The sequence below is a fragment of the Pseudomonas sp. GOM6 genome, assembly GCF_029537485.1.
GTDB lineage: Bacteria > Pseudomonadota > Gammaproteobacteria > Pseudomonadales > Pseudomonadaceae > Aquipseudomonas.
The window spans coordinates 110,847-131,193 of the sequence record NZ_JARPUS010000014.1; the positions used below are offsets into that span (position 1 = coordinate 110,847).

Here is a 20,347-nt window from a genome sequence, read left to right on the forward strand (position 1 = left end):
CCTCAGTCTTCATCGGTTCAGGGCGGTTCAGCTCAGCCCCAGTTCGCGCCACAGGCGCATCACGCAGCGCCGCTCGGCTTCGAACTGGTCTCCGGCAACCTTGCCCGGTTGTTTCTGCAACGCCTGCCGGTGGGCAGCGGAGCGATAGGCCTTGTAGGCCTCCTGCAGCAATTCGACATCGGCGGCGGGCATCAGGCCCACGTCACGCAGACCGTCGAGAATGCGGATATTGTCGGTGTAGCGATGCAGCTCCGAGTGCTGCCGCGACCACGCCAGGGCCGCGTATTGCACCATAAATTCAATATCGACGATACCTCCGGCATCCTGCTTCAGATCGAAGGAAGTCGCGGCCTCGAAGGCATTTTCACCGGTTCCCGCCGCCGTTTCCCGACTGCCCAGGTTGTCGCGCATCTTGCCGCGCATCTCACTGACTTCCGCCTGCAGCTTGGCCAGATCACGCTCGCGTTCGAGCACATCCGCACGCACCCGCTCGAAGCCAGCGGCCACCCGCGCACAGCCGGCCAGCACGCGGGCGCGCACCAGCGCCTGATGCTCCCAGGTCCAGGCCTCGTTTTCCTGATAACGCTGGAAGGCGCCGAGCGAACTGACCAGCAGGCCCGCCGCGCCTGACGGGCGCAGGCGCATATCCACCTCGTAGAGCTGACCGGAAGTGGTCTGCGCGGTGAGCAAATGGATGATGCGCTGACCCAGGCGGGCGAAGAACTGCGCGCCATCGATGGGCTTGGCGCCGTCGGTCTCGGCCTGGGAGTCACCGTCATGGATGAACACCAGATCGAGGTCCGAGCCATGGCCCAGCTCCAGGCCACCGACCTTGCCATAACCGACGATGACAAAGTCCGGGTCGCACTGACTGCCATCGGCGCGGCGCGGTGCACCGTGTTTGGCAACACACTGGCGCCAGGCCAGCGCCAGCACCTGTTCGAGAATGGCCTCGGCCAGCCAGGTCAGGTAGTCGGAGACCTTCATCAGCGGCAGAGTGCCGGCGATTTCCGAGGCGGCCACACGCAGGCCGTGGGCCAGCTTGAAGTGGCGCAGGGCCTCCATCTGCTGTTCCAGATCGTCTTCGGGGATTCGCGTCAGCCGCTCGCGCAGCTCGGCGGCCAGCTCGGGCGCCAGCGGCGGACTGAACAGGCGGCCCTCGTTGAGCAGCTCATCGAGCAACAACGGGAAGCGGGTGATCTGCTCGGCGATCCACGGGCTGGCCGCGCACAGGGTCATCAGCCGCTGCAGGGCACCAGGGTTTTCGCTGAGGAGCACCAGGTAGGCCGAGCGCCGCGCCACCGCCTCGACCAATGGCAGCACCCGCTCCAGCACCAGGTCCGGCTCATCATGCTCCACCGCCTGGGCCAGCAGTCGCGGAACGAAGGCATCCAGGCGTTCGCGCCCCAGGCGCTGCATGGTGCGTACCTGCGAGCCGCTGCGCAGGTCGATCAGGCGCTTGAGCGCGGCGGCGGGCTCGCGAAAGCCGGCTTCGGCCAACTGTCGCTCGGCCATCTCCTCGTCCAGCGCCTCTTCCCACAGCGGCAGCCACTCACCACCGACGCAGGACTCGCTCTCGCCGCCCTCTTCCTCGTCCGGGTCGGCGATGACCTGACGGAAGTGCCATTCGATGCGCCCACGCCAGTACATCAACTGCTCGTGGAAAGCCGCCCAGGAATCGAAGCCCATGATGCAGGCGACGCGCGTGCGATCGATGTCGTTGTCCGGCAGCATCTGCGTCTGCCGGTCGCCGATGGCCTGTAGGGCATGCTCGACATAACGCAGGAATTCGTAGCCCTGGCGCATCTCGTCGACGATCGGCGCCGGCAGGTAGCCCTGGCCTTCGAGGGTGGCCAGCACCTTGAGCAGCGGCCGCTGCTGCAGGCTGAGATCGCGGCCGCCGTGGATCAGCTGGAAGGCCTGGGCGATGAATTCGATCTCGCGAATGCCACCAGAGCCCAGCTTGATATTGTCGGCCATGCCCTTGCGCCGCACTTCCTGCTGGATAAGCTGCTTCATGGCACGCAGCGCTTCGATGGCGGAGAAGTCCAGGTAGCGGCGATAGACGAACGGCCGCAGCATCTCCAGCAACTGCTTGCCGGCGGCCTGATCGCCGCCGACCACGCGCGCCTTGATCATGGCGTAGCGTTCCCAGTCGCGGCCCTGATCCTGGTAGTACTGCTCCAGCGCATTGAAACTGAGTACCAGCGCGCCGGCCGAGCCGTAGGGGCGCAAGCGCATGTCGACGCGGAAGACGAAGCCTTCGACGGTGATGGCGTCCAGCGCCTTGATCAGCCGCTGGCCGAGACGGATGAAGAACTCCTGGTTATCCAGCGAGCGCTTCACGCCCTCGGTCTCGCCACCTTCCGGGTAACCAAAGATCAGGTCGATGTCAGAGGACAGGTTGAGCTCATGAGCGCCCAGCTTGCCCATGCCAAGGATGACCATGTGCTGGGGCTGGCTACTACGCCTCCCGATGGGCGTGCCGAACTGCTCGCAATGGCGCGGGTAGAGCCAGTGATAGGCCAGGTCGATGCAGGCGTCGGCGAGGTCGGACAGGTCACGGCAGGTTTCCGCCAGGTCGGCCTGGCGATTGATGTCGCGCCAGATGATGCGCACCTGCTGACGGTTACGGAAGCGACGCAGGCGCCGCCCCAGTTCGTCCTCGTCGACGCACTCCTCCAGCAAGGCCTGCAGCTGGGCGCGCAGTTCGCCCGCCGCAAAGCGGCGCTGCAGATCACCACTGGCGAGCAGCGCTGGCAGCAACTCGGGATCACGGGCCAGTTGTTCGTAGACGAAATCGCTGGTCGCGCACAGGCGCTCCAGAGCCTCGCGGCACGGCGGCGGGCAGTCGGCAGGCACAGAGAGCGCAGAGCAGCGTTCAGCGAGAGTTTGCAAAGAGGTCGGCAAGGCGGCCAGTGGCGGCAGGCTCATGGTCTATCCTTGAGGGCGGAAAACGCCACGTGCCGCGGGCAGGAGCGCTTTCCAGCGTTCAATTGTGTAGTTTTACTACTAAAGATTGTATCCAGGGCGCTGCAAAAGCCGTCGAAATGTAGTAAAACTACAGACCGGCCAGTCAAGTCCGGCCAATAACGACTTCACGGAGCACGCCCAAAAAGCGTGTGACGAGCCCAGGCATCCGATTCTGGAAGCCTTTCCGCCTTGGAGCAAGCCATGCAAGACCTCGATCCCGTCGAAACCCAGGAATGGCTGGACGCCCTTGAGTCCGTCCTCGACAAAGAAGGTGAAGACCGCGCCCACTACCTGATGACCCGCATGGGTGAACTGGCCACCCGCAGCGGTACCCAGCTGCCTTACGCGATCACCACGCCCTATCGCAACAGCATCCCGGTCGGCCACGAGGCACGCATGCCGGGAGACCTGTTCATGGAGCGACGCATCCGCTCGCTGGTGCGCTGGAACGCTCTGGCCATGGTCATGCGCACCAACCTGAAAGACCCGGATCTGGGCGGCCACATCTCCAGCTTTGCTTCCTCGGCGACCCTGTACGACATCGGCTTCAACTACTTCTTCCAGGCCCCCACCGCCGAACACGGCGGCGACCTGATCTTCTATCAGGGCCATGCCAGCCCCGGCATCTACGCCCGCGCCTTCCTCGAAGGGCGCATCAGCGAAGATCAGATGAACAACTTCCGCCAGGAAGTGGACGGCAACGGCCTGTCCTCCTACCCGCACCCCTGGCTGATGCCGGACTTCTGGCAGTTCCCCACCGTGTCCATGGGCCTCGGCCCAATCCAGGCGATCTACCAGGCGCGCTTCATGAAGTACCTGGAAAGCCGCGGCTTCATCCCCGCCGGCAAGCAGAAGGTCTGGTGCTTCATGGGCGACGGCGAGTGCGACGAACCGGAATCCCTCGGTGCCATTTCCCTGGCCGGCCGCGAGAAGCTCGATAACCTGATCTTCGTCATCAACTGCAACCTGCAGCGCCTGGACGGCCCGGTGCGCGGCAACGGCAAGATCATCCAGGAACTCGAAGGCGTGTTCCGCGGCGCCCAGTGGAATGTCAACAAGGTGGTCTGGGGCCGTTTCTGGGACCCGCTGTTCGCCAAGGACAAGGACGGCCTGCTGCAGCGCCGCATGGACGAGGTGGTCGACGGCGAATACCAGAACTACAAGGCCAAAGACGGCGCCTACGTGCGCGAGCATTTCTTCAACAGCCCCGAGCTGAAGGAGATGGTCAAGGATCTGTCCGACCAGGAAATCTGGAACCTCAACCGCGGTGGCCACGACCCCTACAAGGTCTATGCGGCCTACCACCAGGCGGTCAACCACCAGGGCCAGCCGACCGTGATCCTGGCCAAGACCATCAAGGGCTACGGCACCGGCGCCGGTGAAGCGAAGAACACCGCGCACAACACCAAGAAAGTCGATATCGACAGCCTCAAGCAGTTCCGCGACCGTTTCGACATCCCGGTCAAGGATGACGAGCTGGAAAACCTGCCCTTCGTCCAGGCGGAGCCGGGCAGCCCGGAGTACAAGTACCTGCACGAACGCCGCGAAGCCCTGGGTGGCTACGTGCCGCAGCGCCGCGCCAACAGCTTCAGCATCCCGACCCCGCCGCTGGAAACCCTCAAGGCCATCCTCGACGGTTCGGGCGACCGCGACATCTCCACCACCATGGCCTTCGTGCGCATCCTCGCGCAGCTGGTCAAAGACAAGGATCTCGGCCAGCGCATCGTGCCGATCATCCCGGACGAGGCGCGCACCTTCGGCATGGAGGGCATGTTCCGCCAGCTGGGCATCTACTCCTCGGTCGGTCAGCTCTACGAGCCGGTCGATAAGGACCAGGTGATGTTCTACAAGGAGGACAAGAAGGGCCAGATCCTCGAAGAGGGGATCAACGAGGCGGGGGCCATGAGCTCGTTCATCGCCGCCGGCACCTCCTACTCCAACCACAACCAGCCGATGCTGCCGTTCTACATCTTCTACTCGATGTTCGGCTTCCAGCGTATCGGCGACCTGGCCTGGGCTGCCGGCGACAGCCGCTGCCGTGGCTTCCTGATCGGCGGCACCGCCGGGCGTACCACGCTGAACGGCGAAGGCCTGCAGCACGAGGACGGCCACAGCCACATCATGGCCGCGACCATCCCCAACTGCCGCACCTACGACCCGACCTATGGCTATGAACTGGCGGTGATCATCCGCGAGGGCATCCGCCAGATGACCGAAGAGCAGCAGAACGTCTTCTACTACATCACCGTGATGAACGAGTCCTACGTCCAGCCGGCCCTGCCGCAGGGTGTCGAGGACGGCATCATCAAGGGCATGTACCTGCTCGAAGAAGACACCAAGGAAGCCGCTCACCACGTGCAGCTGCTGGGCAGCGGCACCATCCTGCGCGAGGTGATCGAGGCGGCGAAGATCCTGCGCGAGGAGTTCAACATCGGCTCCGACGTGTGGAGCGTCACCAGCTTCAACGAACTGCGCCGCGAGGGCCTGGCCATAGAGCGTAAGAACCGCCTGCACCCGGGGCAGAAGCCGCAGCAGACCTACGTCGAGCAGTGCCTGTCCGGACGCAAGGGCCCAGTCGTGGCCAGCACCGACTACATGAAGTTGTACGCCGAGCAGATCCGCCAGTGGGTGCCGGTCAAAGAGTACAAGGTACTCGGCACCGACGGCTTCGGCCGCAGCGACAGCCGCAAGAAACTGCGCCACTTCTTCGAAGTGGACCGCTACTGGGTCGTCCTGGCCGCGCTGGAAGCGCTGATCGACCGTGGCGAGATCGAAGCCAAGGTGCTGGCTGATGCCATCACCAAGTTCGGCATCGATCCGAACAAACCCAACCCGCTGGACTGCTAAGGAGCGTAGCGATGAGTGAGTTGATTCGCGTACCCGACCTCGGCGGCGAAGGCGAGGTGATTGAACTGCTGGTCAAGGTCGGCGACCGCGTCGAAGCCGACCAGAGCATCCTGACCCTGGAGTCCGACAAGGCCTCCATGGAGATCCCCGCGCCCAAGGCCGGCGTGATCAAGGAGCTGAAGGTCAAGCTGGGCGACCGCCTCAAGGAAGGCGATGAACTGCTGGTGCTGGAAGTCGAAGGTGCCGCCGCTGAAGCCGCACCCGCTGCCGAGGCCCCGGCTGCCGCCGAAGCGCCCAAGGCCGCCGAGCCTGCGCCGGCCGCCGCCCCTGCACCGACAGAAGCCCCGGCTGCCGCCAGCGTGCAGGACGTGCATGTGCCGGACATCGGTACGGACGCCAAGGTCAAGGTCATCGAGGTGATGGTCAAGGTCGGCGACAGCATTGAGGCTGACCAGTCGCTGATCACCCTGGAGTCGGACAAGGCGAGCATGGAAATCCCCTCGCCGGCCGCCGGCGTGGTGGAAGAACTGCTGGTCAAGCTGGATGCCGAAGTCGGCACCGGCGACCTGATTCTCAAGCTGCGTGTGGCAGGGAGCGCCGCCCCGGCGTCTGAAGCCGCCAAGGCACCCGCGGCTGCGGCGCCGGCCAAAGCAGCTGCCGTGCACAGCACCCCGCCAGGCGCTGCGCCTGCAGTTGCAGCTGAAGTCGGCGCCATTGCTGCGCTGTCTGCCGCTGCTGCGGCTGTCGCCGCCCCCGTGCGTGACAGCAGCAAAGTGCACGCCGGCCCCGCCGTGCGCATGACCGCCCGCGAGTTCGGCGTCGACCTGGCCGCCGTACCCGGCACCGGGCCGAAAGGCCGCATCCTCAAGGAAGACGTGCAAGCCTACGTCAAGGCCATGCTGCAACAGGCCAAGTCGGCGCCGGCCGCCGCCGCGACCGGTGGTGCCGGTATTCCGCCGATTCCGGAAGTGGACTTCAGCAAGTTCGGCGAAATCGAAGAAGTGGCGATGACCCGCCTGATGCAGGTCGGCGCCGCCAACCTGCACCGCAGCTGGCTCAACGTACCCCACGTGACCCAGTTCGACAGCGCCGACATCACCGAGATGGAAGCCTTCCGCGTGGCGCAGAAGGCCGTGGCGGAGAAGGCGGGCGTCAAGCTGACCGTGCTGCCGATCCTGCTCAAGGCCTGCGCGCATCTGCTCAAGGAGCTGCCGGACTTCAACAGCTCGCTGGCTCCCAGCGGCAAGGCGCTGATCCGCAAGAAGTACGTGCACATCGGCTTCGCCGTGGACACCCCGGACGGCCTGCTGGTGCCGGTGATCCGCAACGTCGACCAGAAGAGCCTGCTGCAGCTGGCTGCCGAGGCCGCCGAACTGGCGGACAAGGCGCGCAACAAGAAGCTGTCGCCGGACGCCATGCAGGGCGCCTGCTTCACCATCTCCAGCCTCGGCCACATTGGCGGCACCGGCTTCACGCCGATTGTCAACGCGCCGGAAGTGGCGATCCTCGGGGTCAGCAAGGCGACCATGCAGCCGGTATGGGACGGCAAGGCCTTCCAGCCACGCCTGATGCTGCCGCTGTCGCTGTCCTACGACCACCGGGTGATCAACGGCGCGGCCGCCGCACGCTTCACCAAGCGCCTGGGCGACGTGCTGGGGGACATCCGCACCCTGCTGCTGTAAGTACATCGAGTAGTGCTTTGAGGCATCGACGCCTCTCCCCTTCGGCCCCGCCTCTGGCGGGGCTTTTTTATGGGTTCATTAGCGGATTTCGGGGGAGGCGCGGCTTGATACCGGACTGCCGAGATTGCGTTTGGTGGCCAAGCCAATTTTCGCGTCTTCCGATACCTCCCGTTTCGCCCTTCCTGGGCGACCTACTTTTCCAGTCGCGGAAAAGTAGGCAAAACGCTTGCCCCCTCATCCGGCCCTACGCTGCGCTCCGGGTCCGTTCGCTCCATGCCGCTCCAGGGGCACGGCGCGAAGGGCCATCCTTGGCCCATCGCGCCTCTCGCGGCATCCCTGCCGCTCAACGCCTTTCACGACGATTCCACTCACCCTCCTGCAAGGGGCGTTTGGCGCTGCCTGACAGTTCGCAAGAACAGAACGAAAAACAGAGCAAAAGCATCAAGCAGTGCGGAGCCCAAGTCCCCGTCAGTAGGCCGAGTGGAGGTGTTGCGTAGGGGGACGCGAGGCAGGACGCCGAGCGAGGCACGATGGGACAGGGACGTCCCTTCGTGACGGCCCCCGGAGCGGCACCGGAGGGAGGGACCCCCGCCACAGGCGGGGCCGGATGTCGTGGAGCGCTTTCTTTTGCTTACTTTTCTTTGCGCAAACAAAGAAAAGTGAGTCGCCCGGGAGGGGCGAAACAAAGACCATCAGACAACTCGGAAAGCGATTAAACGCCAAAATTCACACCGCCTTGCCAGTCCAGTTTCAAGACATGGCTCCCCGAGACACACGCGCCGGTGCTGGAAATGGAAAAGTAATGGCCAAGTGCTAGCCTCTGGGAGTTGTCCAGAAACCAGCACTTGGCCATGCAGATTCGCGTAGTCGCACCAACCGCCGAGCAACCGCAATGGCGGCTCTACCTCAACCAGTTCTTCATCCCCTGCGCCAGCGAGGAGGAAGCCCTGCGCCTCGCCCAGGAGGTCGGCCTAGCCAATCGCCACCAACCCCTGCTGCCGCCACGCTGCGGCAGACCGCTCAGTTCCGCTGCAGGTTGCGAATCAAAAAGCTGATCGCCTTAGCCAGGTCGGCCGAGCCCTGGTGATCGCGCAGCACAGTAATCCACGGACTGCCATCGGCCGGGTTGTCGAGCACGCAGGTGATGCCGCTGGTCGGACAGTTGTAGCGGATATACGGATCAACCCCGAACACCGACAAGCGCTGATTGCTCACGGCCAGGATCTTGCTCTGCTCGGTGCGGGTTTCCTGGCGCACCAGCAGCTCGCCTGGGCCGGCCACGCTCAGCTGGTAGCGCAGGTCACTGCGCTGCGCCGGGGCCTTGCCCAGTTGGTAGCCGGCACGCAGGGCATAGGTATCGAGCAGCGCGTTGCTGTGCGCCAGCAGTGCCTTGCGCTCATCCTTGGTCATGTACAGTCGCTTGAGCTCGGCCAGATAGCGTGCCTGCTCCTCCCCGCCCAGCTGGGCCTCACTGGCCTGAACCGGGGCCGTTCCGCCCAGGCTCAGCATCAGCAATAACCCGCTCAGTCTTCTTGTCAGTCCCAGCCGCATGATGCACCCTTGCCGAACTTGGTTGATGTAACAGACCTTAGCCTGCTGCCTGTTGGCAGCATACTGGAAGCCAGTCGTTCGATGAAAAGCCATCCCGATGCCGCCAGCCGTTCGGCAGCTGAGGTTGTGACGCAGTTGCCAGTGCCCTCGCGCCTGGGAATGCTGCGCTTCGAACGCATTAACGAGCCCAGTTGGTCCCTTCTGTTTCTCGATCCCGCCTGTGAGCGTCAGCTCGGCGTCAGCGCCGGCGAACTCTGCGCCCTGCTCGACTCACCCTATGCCAGCCTGATGGAGCCCGAGGCGCGCTATCGCCTGCACGAGGACATCCAGCAGCAACTGGCCTCCGTGCAGCACTACTCGGTGCGCTATCGCCTGCATACGCCCAACGGTGCCCTGCACCTGTTGGAGGTCGGCGAGCTGTTCCTGCAGCGCGGCCGCCAGTTGCTGCGCGGTTACCTGCTGGTCACCAGCGAGGCTGGCGAGAACCAGACCGAACAGCGCCTACAGGAACTGCAGGAACAGAACGGCAAACTGCAGACCTCGCTGGAGCTGTATCAGCATGCCCAGGAAGAACACCTGCAGCACTTGATCCGCTCCCGCGCCCAGCAAAGCCTGATCGTGCGCCTGGCGCGGCACCGCTACAACGCCCTAGACCCGCTCAAGGAAGCCGCCGAGCTGATTACCCAGGCCGCCTGCGAGGCCTACGACGTGGCCCGGGCCAGCATCTGGCACCTGGTCGGCGAACGCCTGGAACCGGTGGCCATGTACCGCCGCGACATCGACCGCCACGAACTGCCACAGCCGATCGATGCCAGCCTGTTTCCGCACTACCTGGCCGCGCTGCACAGCGGCCGCGCCCTCGATGCGCACAATGCCCAGCGCGACCCGCGCACCAACGAGCTGGCCCGGGGCTACCTCAAGCCGCTGGGCATCAGCGCCCTGCTCGACGCCAGCATTCGCCTGGGCGGCGAAGTGGTCGGCGTACTGTGCCTGGAGCATGTCGGCCCGGAGCGCACCTGGCAGGCCGACGAGATTGCCTTCGCCGGTGAACTGGCCGACCAGTTCGCCCAGGTCATGAGCAACCAGCAACGTCTCGACGCCACCAGTGCCCTGTACCTGTTCCAGCGCGCGGTCGAGCAGAGCGCCAGCGCTTTTCTGCTGTTCGACCGCGACGGCCTGGTGCAGTACGTCAACCCCAGCTTCACCGCCATCACCCAGTACGGTGCCGAGGAAGTCCAGGGCCGGCGCATCTCCCAGCTACCGGCCCTGGAAAACCTCGGCGACCTGCTGTTCGATGCCCGCGCCGGGCTGGCCGAGCGCAACAGCTGGCAGGGCGAATTCCGCAGCCGGCGCAAGAACCTGGAGCCTTACTGGGGCCAGCTGTCGATTTCCAAGGTGTACAACGACGACGGCGAGCTGACCCATTACATCGGCATCTACGAAGACATCACCCAAAGCAAGCTGGCCCAGCAGCGCATCGAGCGCCTGGCCTACAGCGACAACCTTACCGGCCTGGGTAACCGCCCCTACTTCATCCGCTGCCTGGAAGAGCATTTCGCCAAGCGCGACAAGCGGGTCTTCAGTCTGCTGCTGGTGGATATCGACAACTTCAAGCGGATCAACGACAGCCTCGGCCACCAGACCGGCGACAAACTGCTGGCCAGCCTGGCCCGCCGCCTGCGCAACAGCCTGAGCAAGGACACCATCCTGGCACGCTTTGCCAGCAACGAATTCGCTGTGCTGCTCGACGATGCCGGCGAAGTCGCCGGTCTGCAGCTGGCTCAGGAGCTGCTGAACACCCTGGACAAGCCGCTATTCGTCGACAACCAGCTGATCAACGTCACCGGCTCGGTCGGCCTGGCCTGCGCGCCCGCCCACGGCAACGATCCGCACATCCTGATGAAGCATGCCGGCCTGGCCCTGCACAAGGCCAAGGCCAACGGCAAACACCAGGTGCAGTTGTTCACCGAGGCGCTCAACGCAGAAGCCAACTACAAGCTGTTCGTCGAAAGCAACCTGCGTCGCGCCCTGACCCAGAACGAGCTGGAGGTGTACTACCAGCCCAAGCTGTGCCTGAAAAGCGGTCAGCTGGTCGGCCTGGAGGCTCTGTTGCGCTGGCAGCATCCGGAAAAAGGCATGATCAACCCGGATCAGTTCATCGCCGTGGCCGAGGAAACCGGCCTGATCATCCCCATCGGCAAGTGGGTGGTACGCCAGGCCTGCCGTGCCAGTCTGGAGCTGGCCGCACTTGACCTGGGCCAGGTACAGGTGGCGATCAACCTGTCAGCCAAGCAGTTCACCGACCCCGATCTGGTTGGCTCGATCGCGGCAATTCTCGAAGAGGAAGGCCTACCCGCCAACCTGCTCGAAGTCGAACTGACCGAGAGCCTGCTGCTGGAAGGCAACGATGATACCCGCCAGCAAGTGTCGAAGCTCAAGGCCCTGGGCCTGACGCTGGCGATGGACGACTTCGGCACCGGCTACTCGTCGCTGAGCTACCTGAAGAAGTTCCCCATCGACGTGATCAAGATCGATCGCAGCTTCATCAAGGACATCCCGCAGAACGAGGACGACATGGAGATCACCTCGGCGGTGATTGCCATGGCCCACAACCTCAAGCTCAAAGTGGTTGCAGAAGGCATCGAAACCGCTGCCCAGCTGAGCGTACTGCGCCGGCAAAAGTGCGATGTCGGCCAGGGCTACCTGTTCGACCGCCCAATCCCCGGCAGCCAGTTGGTGCAAGCTCTGCGCCGCTACCCCTGTCGCAGCAGCCCGTAACATCCGTCGCCCGCCACCGTCTATTCGTTATCCAGCGGTTAAGCTAGGCCAACCCACCGTCACTCCGGGAAGCAATCATGGTTCTGCGCTCGCAAATCCTCGCCCACAAACTCGAACTGCCCAGCGCCGAGCAGGCACTACCGGGTCGTGCAGAGCGCATGGCGGTGCCGGCAACGCATCATGTCAACGGCAACCCCCTACTGCCCCCGTTCCCTGCCGGCCTGCAGCAGGCGCTGTTCGCCCTCGGCTGCTTCTGGGGCGCCGAGCGGCGCTTCTGGCAACAACCCGGAGTCTGGAGCACGGCGGTCGGCTACGCCGGCGGCCACACGCCGAACCCGACCTACGAGGAAGTCTGCTCCGGCCTGACCGGGCACACCGAAGTGGTGCTGGTGATCTTCGACCCGCAGCAAACCAGCTACGCGGCCCTGCTAAAAGTATTCTGGGAGGCGCACAACCCGACCCAGGGCATGCGCCAGGGCAACGACATCGGCACCCAGTACCGCTCAGCCATCTACTGCTTCGACGCCGCTCAGCGCGCTGCCGCCGAGGCCAGTCAGGCGCAGTTCCAGGCAGAACTGGCCAAGGCCGGTCTGGGCGCCATCACCACCGAGATCGATGACGCCCCGCCCTTCTACTACGCCGAGGCCTACCACCAGCAGTACCTGGCCAAGAACCCCGGCGGCTATTGCGGCCTGGGCGGCACCGGTGTGTGCCTGCCGGGCTGAGCCTGTGAATATGAAGAGGAAGACAGCATGGAACTGAACATCAGCCAGGTCTCCGCACAGGCATCGGCGCAAGCTTCGGCCCAGGCCTCGCTACTACTGTTGCAGAAGACCCTGGAACTCCAGGCGGCCAGCGCTGCCAACCTGGTTCAGCTCGCCGCACCGGCCAGCACCGCGAGCAACCCGCCCAATCTGGGCAACAATGTCGATGTAATGGTCTAGCCCTCGGCGCCCGCCACCTCGGAGCGGGCATCCCCACCCGGCGCCGACTTCCAGTTCTTCAACAATCCACCCACCTGATAGCCGCGCCAGCCGAGCATGCGCGTGGCGGTCAGCACGCCCGCCATCAGCGCGCCGCCGACGCCTGCAGTGACGGTATCGGCCCCTGTCAGGTAGAGGCCCTTGATCGGCGTCTGGCTGTGGATCCAGTGCTGATCGAAGCGTTGCACCGTGTGGTCGATGCCGTAGATCTCACCCTGCTCGTTCCACTGGAACCATTCGGTGGACAGCGGCGTGGCCAGCTCGCAGAAATCCAGGGCCTCGCGCAGTTGCGGATGATGGCGGTACAAGGTGTCCAGCAATTGCTCGGTGAGCTGGGCCTTGAACGCCTCGTACTCGGCACCGCGCTTACCCCAGGTGCTGCCCTTCCACTGTGCGAACCACTGCGGCTGGGTCGGCGCGACAATTTCCACCGTGGCCTTGTGCGGGTACTGGGCATCCCAGGCCGGGTCCTTGGCCGAGGGAAAGCTGATGTAAATCAGCGGCATATCGCCACTTTGCCCGCTCATGAAACGGTCGATATTGCGGTCGTGATCGTGGCCCGGATAGACCCAGTAGTTGGTCTTCGGCAGTCCCAGCTCGGCGGCGCTGCCCTTGAAGCCGGCGTACAGGCACAGGGTGGCGGCCGACAGTTCGACCTGCTTGAGCGGCGCCAGCAGGCCATGCTCGCTGGCCACCTGGCTGTCCAGCAGACGGGTGTAGGTGGGGACCAGACCGGCACAGCTGACGATCTGCGGCGCGCGGATTTCCACACCATCCTTGTGCATGCGCACGCCGACCGCGCGGCCGTTCTCGACCAGAATCTTGTCCACTCCGGCGTAGGTGAACACATGGCCGCCGGCCGCCTCGATCAGTGGGATGATGTGCTCGGATATCTTGGTCGCGCCCCCCACCGGATAGTTGCCACCGGTGATGTAGTGCTTGGCGACCATGGCATGCATGACAAAGGCGGCCTTGGCCGGTGGCAGTCCATAATCGCCCCACTGGGCAGTGAGCACGCCGATCAGCTCCTGGTTGCTGGTCAGGCCTTCCAGCACTTCGCGGGTGCTCTGGAAGAAATAGGCCGGTAACCACATCCGCCGCAACCTGGCATAGAGCATGCCCAGCGCACGCGGCATGGCCTGGCCAGCGAAGAAACGCGGCACCCGCGCGCTGACCTCGCTGAGCAAGTCGACATAACGGTCGATGGCCGCCGCCTCGTCCGGGAAATGACGCTTGATCTCGGCCTTGAACGCCTCGCGCCCGGCCACGTAGTCATAGGTCTTGTCGCCGATGACGATGCGGTCGTAATGAGCGTCCATCGGCGCCCATTCGATCTTGCCGTCGCTGATCACGTCGAACACCCGGCGAATCACCGACCAGGGTTTGTGCACCTCGCCGATGTAGTGCACACCGACATCCCACTCGTAGCCCTCGCGCTCGTAGCTGTGGGTGTAGCCGCCGGCGGTGTAGTGCTGCTCCAGCACGCACACGCGCTTGCCCAGCTTGCTCAATAGGGCGGCGGCGGTGAGGCCGCCAATGCCGGAGCCAATGACGATGACGTCGTAGTCGTCGCGTGCCAGGCGCGGGCGGAAACGGGTGCCGGTGCGTTTCATGGGAGGGCTCCTGCGTGATAGTTTTTATGCAAGTTTTTGCATACTAGCAGCGAATCATGACCATGCAACTTTTTGCATAGCCCTTATACTCCGTCCCATCGTCCTCCGCGAAAACCGCCCATGTCGCTCAAGCACGCCATCCTCATCCTCCTGGAAAGTCAGCCCGGCAGCGGCTACGACCTGCTCAAACGGTTCAAGGAGGGCCTCGGCTACTTCTGGAACGCCAAGCACCAGCAGGTCTACCAGGAACTGAAGAAGCTCAACGAGGCCGGCTGGCTGGAGTGCGAGGCGCAGGCCCAGGAGACCCGTCCGGACAAGAAGGTCCATCGCCTGACGCCCGCCGGCCACGCCGAATTGCTGCGCTGGCTGGGCGAACCGGTGCAGCCGAACAAGATCAACGACGCCCTGCTGGTCAAACTCTATGCAGGCGCGCATACCAGTACGGACAACCTGCGCGAGGAGATGGCCCGCCACCGCGACGTACACCGCAAGACCCTGGACAGCCTGCTGGCCATCGAGCGCGACTACCTGGCGCTGAACGACGAACAGCGCACCCGCCTGCGGCTGCCCTACCTGACCCTGCGTCGCGGCATTCTCGGCGAGCAGGCCTGGCTGGCCTGGGCCGATGAAGTGGACCAGGAACTGAACGGCAGTAGCTGAATGCACGGCACTGCATCACTGCCATGGCATGACGCAAAACGCTAGACTGCCATCAAATAGCCAGCAGCTTGCGACCAACGGCATGCCCGCAGTTACTCAACTCATCAGCCCCGAACAGCTCTGCGTGGGCCTTTATATTCATATCGACCTGAAATGGTGGGAGCACGATTTCGCCTTCAACAGCTTCAAGATCAAGGACGGAAACCAACTGCAGGCCCTGCGCGCACTAGGCCTCAGGCAGCTGCGCTACGAACCGGCACGCAGCGACTGCCCGCCGCTACCGCTGCCGGCAGCAAACGCCGTGACGGAACCCGAAGCGCCGCCGCCCGACCCCGAGGAGCAGGCACGCCAGGCCCGGGCGGCCAAGCTTGGCGCGCTGCGCAAGCGCCTGGCCGAGGTGGACCGCACCTTCGTCCAGGCCAGCCAGCGCGTCAAGGCACTCAACCAGACCCTGCGCCGCCAGCCGGAGGAGGCCCTGAAACAGGCCGGTGAAGTGGTGCGCGAACTGGTGCAGGCACTGTGCGGCGAGGATGGTGCCGCGCTGCACAGCATCAACGGCAAGGCCGCAGACGACGCTTACGTACACCCGCTCAACGTCACGGTCCTGTCGGTGATGCTTGGGCGCCAGCTCGGCTTCGACTCCGAGGCCTGCCATAGCCTGGGCCTGGGTGCGCTGCTGCACGACATGGGCAAGCTGGAGGTACCGAGCAAGGTACTGCTCAAGAGCGAGCCGCTGACCCGCCCCGAACAGCAACTGCTGCAACTGCACTGCGAGTTCGGCGTGCGGCGCGGTCAGGCGTTGATGCTCGACGACGACGTGCTGCGGATCATCCAGGAGCACCACGAATACTGCGACGGCAGCGGCTATCCCAAGGGGCTGCGCGAATCGGCCATCGGTCGCCTGAGTCGCGTGGTCAGCCTGGTGAACGCCTTCGACAACCTGTGCAACCCGCTCAATCCGCGCGATGCCCTGAGCCCGCACGAGGCTCTGGCACTGCTGTTCAAGCAGCAGCGCGAGCGTTTCGACGAGGTGGCACTGAAAACCTTTATCCGCAGCATGGGCGTGTACCCGCCGGGCAGCCTGGTACAGCTGGAGGACGAGCGCTACGCTCTGGTGCTGGGCATGCACCCGAGCCTGCCCCTAAGGCCCACGCTGATTCTCCACGAGCCGAGCATCCCCAAGGCCGAGGCGCTGATCGTCGATCTGGAGCATGAGCCCGGGCTGACCATCGCCCGTAGCCTGCGCCCGGCACAGCTGCCATCCGAGGCGCTGGAATACCTCGACCCACGCCAGCAGCTGAGCTATTACGTCGACCCGCGCCAACGCGGCAAATAGCCCGCCCACCACGAGCAGACCGGCCCATGCCCAATCCGCGCTTTTCCGATCTTCACGACATTCCGCCCCGGGCCTTCAGCCCGGTCGCCGTTGCGCTACAACTGTCGCCCTGGCTGCTGGTCGGGCTCGGCGCCTGGGCCGGCCTGCCACTGTGGATCAGCCTGCTCTGCGGCCTGTTCCTGAGTTTCGGCCTGCTGCCCGCACTGGCCACCGCGACCCACTGGGGCGCGCTGATGCAGGCGCGCCCAGACGCGCCGCAGGTGCCGGACTGGCTGACGCCGCTGGCCGACGCGCTGCACACGCAGTGCACCCAGTGCCAGCAGCTGCTCGAGCACCTGCAGCAGGACCTGCAGGCCCAGGCCGCCGAGCTTCAGCAACACTGGCAATGGCAGACCGAACAACTGGCGCAGCAGCACGACAGTGCCCGCACCCTGCTGGCCGAACTGCCGGCCGGCACCCATGACGCGGCGCAAGCCCAGCAGGCACTGACCGAACTGGGTGCACGCCAGCAGCAGGGCCGCGATCAGGCCGCGGCATTAGCTGAGCAGATGCGCGGCATCGCCCAGCGCGGCGAAACCATCGTGCGCGCGACTGACGACATGGACGCCATCGCCAAGCAGACCAACCTGCTGGCGCTGAACGCCGCCATCGAAGCGGCCCGTGCCGGTGACAGCGGCCGCGGCTTCGCCGTAGTGGCCGACGAGGTGCGCGCCCTGTCCAGCCGCTCCACCGAGTTCTCCCTGGCCATTCGCGCCACCGTCGGCGAGATGCTGGACGCCCTGAGCCAAGCGGACGCCCAGGCCAATCTGCTGGCCGAGGCCGATACACACACTACGGAGGCGGCGCAGCAGCAGATCGCGGCGTGCCTGCAGGCATTCGCCACGCGGCAGGCCCATGTCCAGGCCACAGCCAGCCGCCTGGACGAGCTGCTCCTGGGCGCGACCGCAGCGCTCAGTCCACCGCAGGAAAACCGCGACGCGCTGGCCGACCTATGCCATCAGGCGCAGCGACTGGTCGAGTTGGCCGAGCAACTCCACCAGCGCGCAGTGGAAAACGCCAGCACCTAGGGCCCCACGCTGCGTCTCAGTCGGCGATCAGCCACTCGAGCCTGTAGGAGCCCTGACTCTGCGCCAGCTTGCCGGCCAGCCAGGGCAGCAGTTGCTTCAGCTCGTCCTCCAGCCCCCAGGGCGCGTTGGCGATGGCCAGGCCGGAGCCAGCCAGGCGGCTGGCATCGTCCGCGGCATGCACGAACAACTCGGCACGCAGCAGCTTGGGCGCGCTGGATTTCTCCAGGCCCTGGTAGAAGCGCTTGAGCTGACGCTCGTCCTTGATCGGATACCAGATCGCCACCACGGTCTGGCGCATGCGGCCGATGGCCTCGTTCAACGCAGTGACGCAACGCTCCAGCTCATCGGCCTTCTCGAACGGCGGGTCGATCAGCAGCAGTGCACGCTTCTCCGCCACCGGCAGCAAGGCGCGCGGCACGTGCCAGCCCTCGCCCAGGTGCACCGCCACGCGGTGATCGCGCTTCATGTTGTCCTTGAGCAGCTGGCCATCTTCCGGGTGTTTCTCGTTGAGCAGCACGCGGTCCTGCTCGCGGCTCAGTTGCCGCGCCAGCTCCGGCGAACCGGGGTAGTAGCGCAGCTGGCCGTTCGGGTTGAGCGCGTGCAGCACACCAAAATAATCGGCAGTCAGTTCGGGCAGTTCCTGCTCATCCCACAGCCGGCCGATGCCTTCCAGCCACTCGCCGGTGCGACTGGCCTGATCGCCCTGCAGGTCATACAGGCCGACGCCGGCGTGGCTGTCCAGGCAGACGAACGGCGCCTCCTTGCGTGACAGCAGGGCGATGATGCGACTCAGCGTGATGTGCTTGAGAACGTCGGCGTGATTGCCGGCATGGAAGGCGTGGCGGTAGTTCATGAGTGTGTTACCTGAAGCGGGACCTGGAGCAGGTCGCGAATTGTAGCCCGAAGGGACGAGCGCATCAGGTTCTGGCGCTGTATTAGCAATGTGAATCTTGCTAGGCGACCTCTATTCACCATCTTAGACTCGCAAAAGATCCCACCGGAGACGCCTCCCATGTCCGAGACCCTGCTCAGCTCCCGCAACCTGGCCTTCGAGCTCTATGAAGTGCTCGACGCCGAAGCCCTGACCCAGCGCGAGCGCTTCGCCGACCACAACCGCGAAACCTTCGATGCCGCCATCGCCACTGCCCGCGGCATCGCCGAAGAGCTGTTCGCGCCGCACAACCGCAAGAATGACGAGCACGAGCCGCAGTACGTGGACGGCGCCGCCGAGCTGATCCCGGAAGTGGCTCCGGCCCTCAAGGCCTTCCACGAGGCCGGCTTCCTCAACGCCACCCGCGACTTCGAGCACGGCGGCATGCAGCTGCCCAACCTGCTGTCACAGGCTTGCTTCGCCCACTTCCAGTCGGCCAACTGCGCTACCAGTTCCTACTCCATGCTGACCATGGGCGTAGCCAACCTGATCGAGGCCTTCGGCAGCGACGAGCAGAAGCAGCGCTTCTTGCAGCCGATCATCGACGGCCGCTTCTTCGGCACCATGGCACTGACAGAGCCGCACGCCGGCTCCTCGCTGTCGGACATCCGCACCAAGGCCGAACCGCATGCCGATGGCAGCTACCGCCTCAAGGGCAACAAGATCTTCATCTCCGGCGGCGACCAGCCGATCTCCGAGAACATCGTGCACATGGTGCTGGCCAAGCTGCCGGATGCCCCGCCCGGCGTTAAGGGCATCAGCCTGTTCATCGTGCCGAAATACCATGTCAACGACGACGGTTCGCTGGGCGCCCGCAACGACGTGACCCTGGCCGGCCTGTTCCACAAGATGGGCTGGCGCGGCACTACCTCCACCGCGCTGAACTTCGGCGATAACGGCGAATGTGTCGGCTATCTGGTCGGTAAGCCGCATGCCGGCCTGAGCTACATGTTCCAGATGATGAACGAGGCGCGCATCGGTGTCGGCATGGGCGCCATCATGCTCGGCTACGCCGGCTACCTGTACTCGCTGGACTACGCACGCAACCGCCCTCAGGGCCGTCACGCCGATGGCAAGGACCCGAGCAGCCCGCAGATTTCCATCGTCGAGCACGCCGATGTGCGGCGCATGCTGCTGACCCAGAAGGCCTACGTGGAAGGCGCCTTCGACCTCGGTCTGTATGCCGCCCGCCTGTTCGATGACACCCAGACCCTGGGCACCGAGGAAGAGCGCAGGAAGGCCCTGGAGCTGCTCGACCTGCTCACCCCCATCGTCAAGTCCTGGCCCTCGGAGTTCTGCCTCAAGGCCAACGAGCTGGCCATCCAGATCCTCGGCGGCCACGGCTACACCCGCGAATACCCGGTGGAGCAGTACTACCGCGACAACCGCCTCAACCCGATCCACGAGGGCACCCACGGCATCCAGTCGCTCGACCTGCTGGGCCGCAAGGTGTCGATGAACGGCGGTGCTGCGCTCAAGCAGCTGATGGGCCTGATCCAGGGCACCTGCCAGCGCGCCACCCAGCACGAGTCGCTGAACGCCCTGCGCCAACCGCTGGAGCAGCTGGTCAACCGCCTCGGTAGCGTGACCCTCGCCCTGCTCGGCGACCTGATGGCCGGCAAGGTCAACCAGGGCCTGGCCAACTCGGCGCTCTACCTCAAGGTCTTCGGCCACGCGGTGATCGGCTGGCGCTGGCTGGAGCAGGCGATCCGCGCCGAAGAGGGCCTGGCTTCCGGCAACCCTGCCGATGCCGACTTCTACAAAGGCAAGCTGCAGGCCGCGCGTTACTTCCTGACCTGGGAGGTACCCAGCTGTCACCACGAGCTGGCGATTCTTGAAGCCCGTGACGACACCTGCCTGGGCATGCAGGACGGCTGGTTCTGATCTCGCTAAGCATCTGAATTCACTTGAAAAGCAAAGCCCCGC

General features: G+C 64.8%; 14 protein-coding genes. 10 read left to right on the top strand and 4 right to left on the bottom strand.

The features are described from left to right. Window positions 1-27: 27 nt before the first annotated feature. The gene (gene glnE / locus P7A97_RS16375; protein WP_277691090.1) at window positions 28-2,934 is read right to left on the bottom strand and encodes a bifunctional [glutamate--ammonia ligase]-adenylyl-L-tyrosine phosphorylase/[glutamate--ammonia-ligase] adenylyltransferase; all 2,907 of its coding nucleotides are present in this window, start codon (window positions 2,932-2,934) and stop codon (window positions 28-30) included. Between the two features lie 240 nt (window positions 2,935-3,174). Between glnE and aceE the strand changes: the two genes are divergently transcribed. The 3 genes from aceE (at window position 3,175) to P7A97_RS16390 (ending at window position 8,557) form a co-directional block, all read left to right on the top strand. Beyond that, the gene (gene aceE / locus P7A97_RS16380) at window positions 3,175-5,820 is read left to right on the top strand and encodes a pyruvate dehydrogenase (acetyl-transferring), homodimeric type (protein WP_277691091.1); all 2,646 of its coding nucleotides are present in this window, start codon (window positions 3,175-3,177) and stop codon (window positions 5,818-5,820) included. Between the two features lie 11 nt (window positions 5,821-5,831). Then, window positions 5,832-7,502 (top strand): dihydrolipoyllysine-residue acetyltransferase, encoded by a 1,671-nt coding sequence (gene aceF / locus P7A97_RS16385; RefSeq protein ID WP_277691092.1) that lies wholly within the window; start codon window positions 5,832-5,834, stop codon window positions 7,500-7,502. An 851-nt stretch (window positions 7,503-8,353) separates the two neighbouring features. Then, complete coding sequence (locus P7A97_RS16390; protein WP_277691093.1) at window positions 8,354-8,557, top strand: hypothetical protein; 204 nt, start codon at window positions 8,354-8,356, stop codon at window positions 8,555-8,557. On the opposite strand, the gene P7A97_RS16395 is transcribed toward P7A97_RS16390, so the two are convergent. After that, window positions 8,523-9,011 carry a hypothetical protein gene (locus tag P7A97_RS16395; protein WP_277691113.1) on the bottom strand — a complete coding sequence of 163 codons (489 nt, stop codon included), beginning with the start codon at window positions 9,009-9,011 and terminating at the stop codon, window positions 8,523-8,525. The two genes, P7A97_RS16390 and P7A97_RS16395, sit on opposite strands and share 35 nt — an antisense overlap. A 123-nt stretch (window positions 9,012-9,134) precedes the next feature. Between P7A97_RS16395 and P7A97_RS16400 the strand changes: the two genes are divergently transcribed. The 3 genes from P7A97_RS16400 (at window position 9,135) to P7A97_RS16410 (ending at window position 12,775) form a co-directional block, all read left to right on the top strand. Next, complete coding sequence (locus tag P7A97_RS16400) at window positions 9,135-11,831, top strand: EAL domain-containing protein (RefSeq protein WP_277691094.1); 2,697 nt, start codon at window positions 9,135-9,137, stop codon at window positions 11,829-11,831. Window positions 11,832-11,908: 77 nt separating this feature from the next. Beyond that, on the top strand, window positions 11,909-12,556 hold the full coding sequence (gene msrA / locus P7A97_RS16405) for a peptide-methionine (S)-S-oxide reductase MsrA (RefSeq protein ID WP_277691096.1): 648 nt from the start codon (window positions 11,909-11,911) through the stop codon (window positions 12,554-12,556). A 27-nt stretch (window positions 12,557-12,583) separates the two neighbouring features. Next, window positions 12,584-12,775, top strand: a complete 192-nt coding sequence (locus P7A97_RS16410; RefSeq protein ID WP_277691097.1) for a putative motility protein — start codon at window positions 12,584-12,586, stop codon at window positions 12,773-12,775. Here P7A97_RS16410 and P7A97_RS16415 read toward each other — a convergent pair. Next, the gene (locus P7A97_RS16415) at window positions 12,772-14,427 is read right to left on the bottom strand and encodes an NAD(P)/FAD-dependent oxidoreductase (RefSeq protein WP_277691099.1); all 1,656 of its coding nucleotides are present in this window, start codon (window positions 14,425-14,427) and stop codon (window positions 12,772-12,774) included. The two genes, P7A97_RS16410 and P7A97_RS16415, sit on opposite strands and share 4 nt — an antisense overlap. Window positions 14,428-14,547: 120 nt before the next feature. Here P7A97_RS16415 and P7A97_RS16420 point away from each other — a divergent pair, with 120 nt between their 5' ends. The 3 genes from P7A97_RS16420 (at window position 14,548) to P7A97_RS16430 (ending at window position 17,490) form a co-directional block, all read left to right on the top strand. Then, window positions 14,548-15,087, top strand: a complete 540-nt coding sequence (locus P7A97_RS16420; RefSeq protein WP_277691100.1) for a PadR family transcriptional regulator — start codon at window positions 14,548-14,550, stop codon at window positions 15,085-15,087. An 82-nt stretch (window positions 15,088-15,169) separates the two neighbouring features. Beyond that, window positions 15,170-16,423, top strand: a complete 1,254-nt coding sequence (locus tag P7A97_RS16425) for an HD-GYP domain-containing protein (RefSeq protein ID WP_277691102.1) — start codon at window positions 15,170-15,172, stop codon at window positions 16,421-16,423. 26 nt (window positions 16,424-16,449) lie between these two features. Beyond that, on the top strand, window positions 16,450-17,490 hold the full coding sequence (locus tag P7A97_RS16430) for a methyl-accepting chemotaxis protein (RefSeq protein WP_277691103.1): 1,041 nt from the start codon (window positions 16,450-16,452) through the stop codon (window positions 17,488-17,490). Window positions 17,491-17,506: 16 nt separating this feature from the next. Here P7A97_RS16430 and rlmJ read toward each other — a convergent pair whose 3' ends face one another. Then, a complete protein-coding gene (gene rlmJ / locus P7A97_RS16435) occupies window positions 17,507-18,343 on the bottom strand; it encodes a 23S rRNA (adenine(2030)-N(6))-methyltransferase RlmJ (RefSeq protein WP_277691104.1) in 837 nt (278 codons plus the stop codon). A 159-nt stretch (window positions 18,344-18,502) separates the two neighbouring features. Between rlmJ and P7A97_RS16440 the strand changes: the two genes are divergently transcribed. Then, complete coding sequence (locus P7A97_RS16440) at window positions 18,503-20,305, top strand: acyl-CoA dehydrogenase (protein WP_277691105.1); 1,803 nt, start codon at window positions 18,503-18,505, stop codon at window positions 20,303-20,305. The last annotated feature ends 42 nt before the right edge of the window (window positions 20,306-20,347 follow it).